This is a genomic window from Streptomyces canus (assembly GCF_001514145.1).
In the GTDB taxonomy this organism is placed as follows: domain Bacteria; phylum Actinomycetota; class Actinomycetes; order Streptomycetales; family Streptomycetaceae; genus Streptomyces; species Streptomyces canus.
Genome location: NZ_KQ948710.1, coordinates 1 through 3,995 on the forward strand (window position 1 = coordinate 1; position 3,995 = coordinate 3,995).

Sequence of the window (3,995 nt, forward strand, 5' to 3'; positions counted from 1 at the left end):
GTCCTCGACACAAGCCACCTCACTTGTCCGTTGCCTTGAGCGTCCTGGCGATGTGCGGGGCTGACCACCGTTCGGCACATTGCATACAGTCGACGAATACTGTATGAAGATTGTTATCCCGCATCCGGTGGGTGATGTCCAGGGGGCGTGCAGCACTTTTCAGTCGTGCATCACATTCAGACGGGAGCCTCATCATGGACCTGTACGAGCATCAGGCCCGGGCCCTCTTCGAGGAACACGGAATCCCGGTGCCGAGGGCGGAGGTCACCGACTCGCCCCACGAGGCCCGTGCGATCGCCCGCGGGCTCGGCGGCAGCGTCGTCGTCAAGGCGCAGGTCAAGAGCGGAGGCCGGGGCAAGGCGGGCGGTGTCCGGCTCGCCGCCGACCCGGCCGAGGCTGAGCGGGCGGCACGCCGGATCCTCGGCATGGACATCAAGGGACACACGGTCGGCAAGGTCATGCTGGCCCAACCCGTCGACATCGAGACCGAGTTCTACGTCGCCTACGTTCTCGACCGGGCCGCGGGCCGGTTCCTGGCCATCGCCTCGGCGGAGGGCGGCATGGAGATAGAGGAGGTCGCCGCGGCCCGTCCGGAGGCGGTCGCCCGTATACACATCGACCTCGCCGAGGGGGTCACCTCGGCGAAGGCGGGCGAGATCGCCGAAGCGGCCGGACTGCCGCCGCAGGCCGTCGACGTTCTCGTACGACTGTGGGAGGTACTGGTCCGCCAGGACGCGGTCCTCGTCGAGGTCAACCCGCTCGTCCGCACCCGGCAGGGGCACATCCTCGCCCTCGACGGCAAGGTCACCCTCGACGACAACGCCCGTTTCCGGCAGTCCCGTTGGAGTACCGACAGCATCGCGTACGACGATCCGCTGGAGGCGGCCGCCGCCGCGAAGGGCCTCAACTACGTCAAGCTCGACGGCGAGGTCGGCGTCATCGGCAACGGCGCCGGCCTGGTCATGTCGACCCTCGACGTGGTCGCCGGCTGCGGAGCCCGTCCCGCCAACTTCCTCGACATCGGCGGCGGTGCCTCGGCCCAGGTCATGGCCGACGGACTGGGGGTCATCCTGTCGGACCCGGCCGTGAAGTCCGTGTTCGTCAACGTCTTCGGTGGCATCACCGCCTGCGACGCGGTGGCCGACGGCATCGTCCGGGCCCTGGACGAGGTCCGGCTCACCAAGCCGCTCGTCGTGCGCCTCGACGGCAACAACGCCGCCCGCGGCCGGGCCGTCCTCGACGAGCACGCCCACCCCCTGGTCCAGCAGGCCACCACCATGGACGGCGCCGCCCGCCGTGCCGCCGAACTCGCCGGCGCCAGTGGAAGGAGCGGGACATGGCGATCTTCCTGACCAAGGAGTCCAGGGTCCTCGTCCAGGGCATGACCGGCGGCGAGGGCATGAAGCACACCCGGCGCATGCTCGCGGCGGGCACCCACGTGGTCGGCGGCGTCAATCCGCGCAAGGCCGGGCAGACGGTCGACTTCGACGACCGTGTCGTCCCCGTCTTCGGCTCGGTCGCCGACGGCATGCGGGCGACCGGCGCCGACGTCACCGTCGTCTTCGTGCCACCCGCCTTCGCGAAAGCGGCAGTTGCCGAGGCGGTCGACGCGAGCATCGGACTGGCCGTCGTCATCACGGAAGGCATCCCCGTCCACGACTCGGTCGCCTTCACGTCGTACGCGAAGAAGAAGGGGACACGGCTCGTCGGCCCCAACTGCCCCGGCCTGATCACCCCCGGCCAGTCCAACGCGGGCATCATCCCCGCGGACATCACCCGCTCCGGCCGGGTCGGTCTGGTGTCCAAGTCGGGCACCCTCACCTACCAACTCATGTACGAGCTGCGTGACGTCGGCTTCTCCACCTGTGTCGGCATCGGCGGAGACCCCGTCGTCGGCACCACCCACATCGACTGCCTCGCGGCCTTCCAGGACGACCCCGACACCGAACTGATCGTCCTCATCGGGGAGATCGGCGGGGACGCCGAGGAGCGGGCGGCCGCGTACATCCGTGAGCACGTCACCAAGCCCGTCGTCGGCTACATCGCCGGATTCACCGCGCCCGAGGGCCGGACCATGGGCCACGCGGGCGCCATCGTGTCCGGGTCGGCGGGCACCGCGCAGGCGAAGAAGGCGGCGCTGGAGGCGGTCGGCGTCAAGGTCGGGAACACCCCCACCGAGACGGCCCGCCTGGTGCTCGCCCAGCTGGACACGGTCCGCGAGGACACGGCCCGCGACGCCCCTCAGGCCTGACCCGGAACCACACAGCGGCGGACGGAGTTCCCTCCGGCCCCGACGCGTACCCCCATACCCCGCCCCCGACTGTGCACCGAGAGCGGAGACATCGCATGACAACCACCCTCAACTCCACCCACCTCGTGGTGAAGTCCGGTACCTCCTGGAACGACGCCTGGCAGCGCTGCCTCGCCGTCGCTCCTGAGGCCTTCCGGGACGACCGCGTCCTCAACCTCTGGGCCTCCGCCTGGCGGGCCGACGGCCGGGCCCTGCCCGCCACCAGCCCCGTCGACGGCAGCCCGATCGCCGGCCCGCCGCGCCTGGACCGGGAAGCCGCCCACCAGGCCGTCCGCGCCTCCCTCGACCAGCACCGCGCCTGGCGGCACATACGGCTCGAAGAGCGCCGGGCCCGCGTCGCGGCCACCCTCGACGCCCTCACCCAGCACCGCGAACTCCTCGCACTCCTGCTGGTCTGGGAGATCGGCAAGCCCTGGCGGCTCGCGCAGGCGGACGTCGACCGGGCCATCGACGGCGTGCGCTGGTACGTCGACGGCATCGAACCGATGGTCGAGGGCCGGGCTCCGCTGGACGGCCCGGTGTCCAACATCGCGAGCTGGAACTACCCGATGAGCGTGCTCGTCCACGCCATGCTGGTACAGGCCCTGGCGGGCAACGCGGTCATCGCCAAGACCCCGACCGACGGCGGTGTCGCCTGTCTCACCCTGGCCTGTGCGCTGGCCGCCCGCGAGGGCATCCCCGTCACCCTGGTCAGCGGCAGCGGGGGAGAGCTGTCGGAGGCGCTGGTGCGGGCGCCCGAGATCGGCTGTGTCTCGTTCGTCGGCGGCCGCGACACCGGAGCCGCCGTCGCCACGGCCGTCGCCGACCTCGGCAAGCGTCATGTACTCGAACAGGAGGGACTCAACACCTGGGGCGTCTGGAACCACACCGACTGGGACGCGCTGACCGCCGTCATCCCCAAGCTCTTCGACTACGGCAAACAGCGCTGCACCGCCTACCCGCGGTTCGTCGTCCAGCGCGAGCTGTTCGACGAGTTCCTGGCGGCCTACCTTCCCGCGGTCCGCACCCTGCGCCTGGGGCACCCGCTCGCAGTCGAGCAGCCGGACGACCCCTACCCGGCACTGGACTTCGGGCCGGTGATCAACGCGGCCAAGGCGAAGGAACTGCGCGACCAGGTCGCCGAGGCCATCGACCGCGGAGCCGTCCCGGTCCACCGCGGCAGCGAGGCGGACGCCCGCTTCCTGTCCGGCCAGGACACCTCCGCGTACGTCCAGCCCGTCACCCTTCTCAACCCGCCCCCTTCCTCGCCCCTGCACCACGCGGAGCCCTTCGGCCCGGTCGACACCATCGTCCTGGTCGACACCGAGGCGGAACTGCTCGCCGCGATGAACGCCTCCAACGGCGCCCTGGTCGCCACCCTCTCCACCGACGACCGGGCCACCTTCGACCGGCTCGCCCCGCAGATCCGGGCGTTCAAGGTCGGTCACGGAAAGCCGCGTTCCCGCGGTGACCGGGACGAGCTGTTCGGCGGGTTCGGCGCCTCCTGGCGCGGCGCCTTCGTCGGCGGCGAGCTGCTGGTGCGCGCGGTCACCCGGGGCCCGGCCGGCGAGCGGCTGCCCGGGAACTTCCCCGAGTACCAGCTGATGCCGTGAGGCGAGTCCGGGCGGCGGCCCGTGAAGGGGGCCGCCGCCCGGCCAACGGCGAACACACGACGACGCAGAGATGGGGTGGCGAGCATGACGTT

3 protein-coding genes are annotated in these 3,995 nt (G+C 71.1%); all 3 read left to right on the top strand.

What is annotated here, in order from left to right:
* Nucleotides 1–194 precede the first annotated feature (194 nt).
* The 3 genes from sucC to AQJ46_RS51135 all read left to right on the top strand — a co-directional run bounded on the left by sucC (nt 195) and on the right by AQJ46_RS51135 (nt 3,903).
* Nucleotides 195–1,352: an ADP-forming succinate--CoA ligase subunit beta gene (gene sucC, locus AQJ46_RS51125; RefSeq protein ID WP_059212207.1), complete on the top strand. Its 1,158-nt coding sequence runs from the start codon at nt 195–197 to the stop codon at nt 1,350–1,352.
* Nucleotides 1,337–2,251 (top strand): succinate--CoA ligase subunit alpha, encoded by a 915-nt coding sequence (gene sucD / locus AQJ46_RS51130; protein WP_059212208.1) that lies wholly within the window; start codon nt 1,337–1,339, stop codon nt 2,249–2,251. The genes sucC and sucD overlap by 16 nt, the downstream gene beginning before the upstream one ends.
* A 95-nt stretch (nt 2,252–2,346) precedes the next feature.
* Nucleotides 2,347–3,903, top strand: a complete 1,557-nt coding sequence (locus AQJ46_RS51135) for an aldehyde dehydrogenase family protein (protein WP_059212209.1) — start codon at nt 2,347–2,349, stop codon at nt 3,901–3,903.
* The last annotated feature ends 92 nt before the right edge of the window (nt 3,904–3,995 follow it).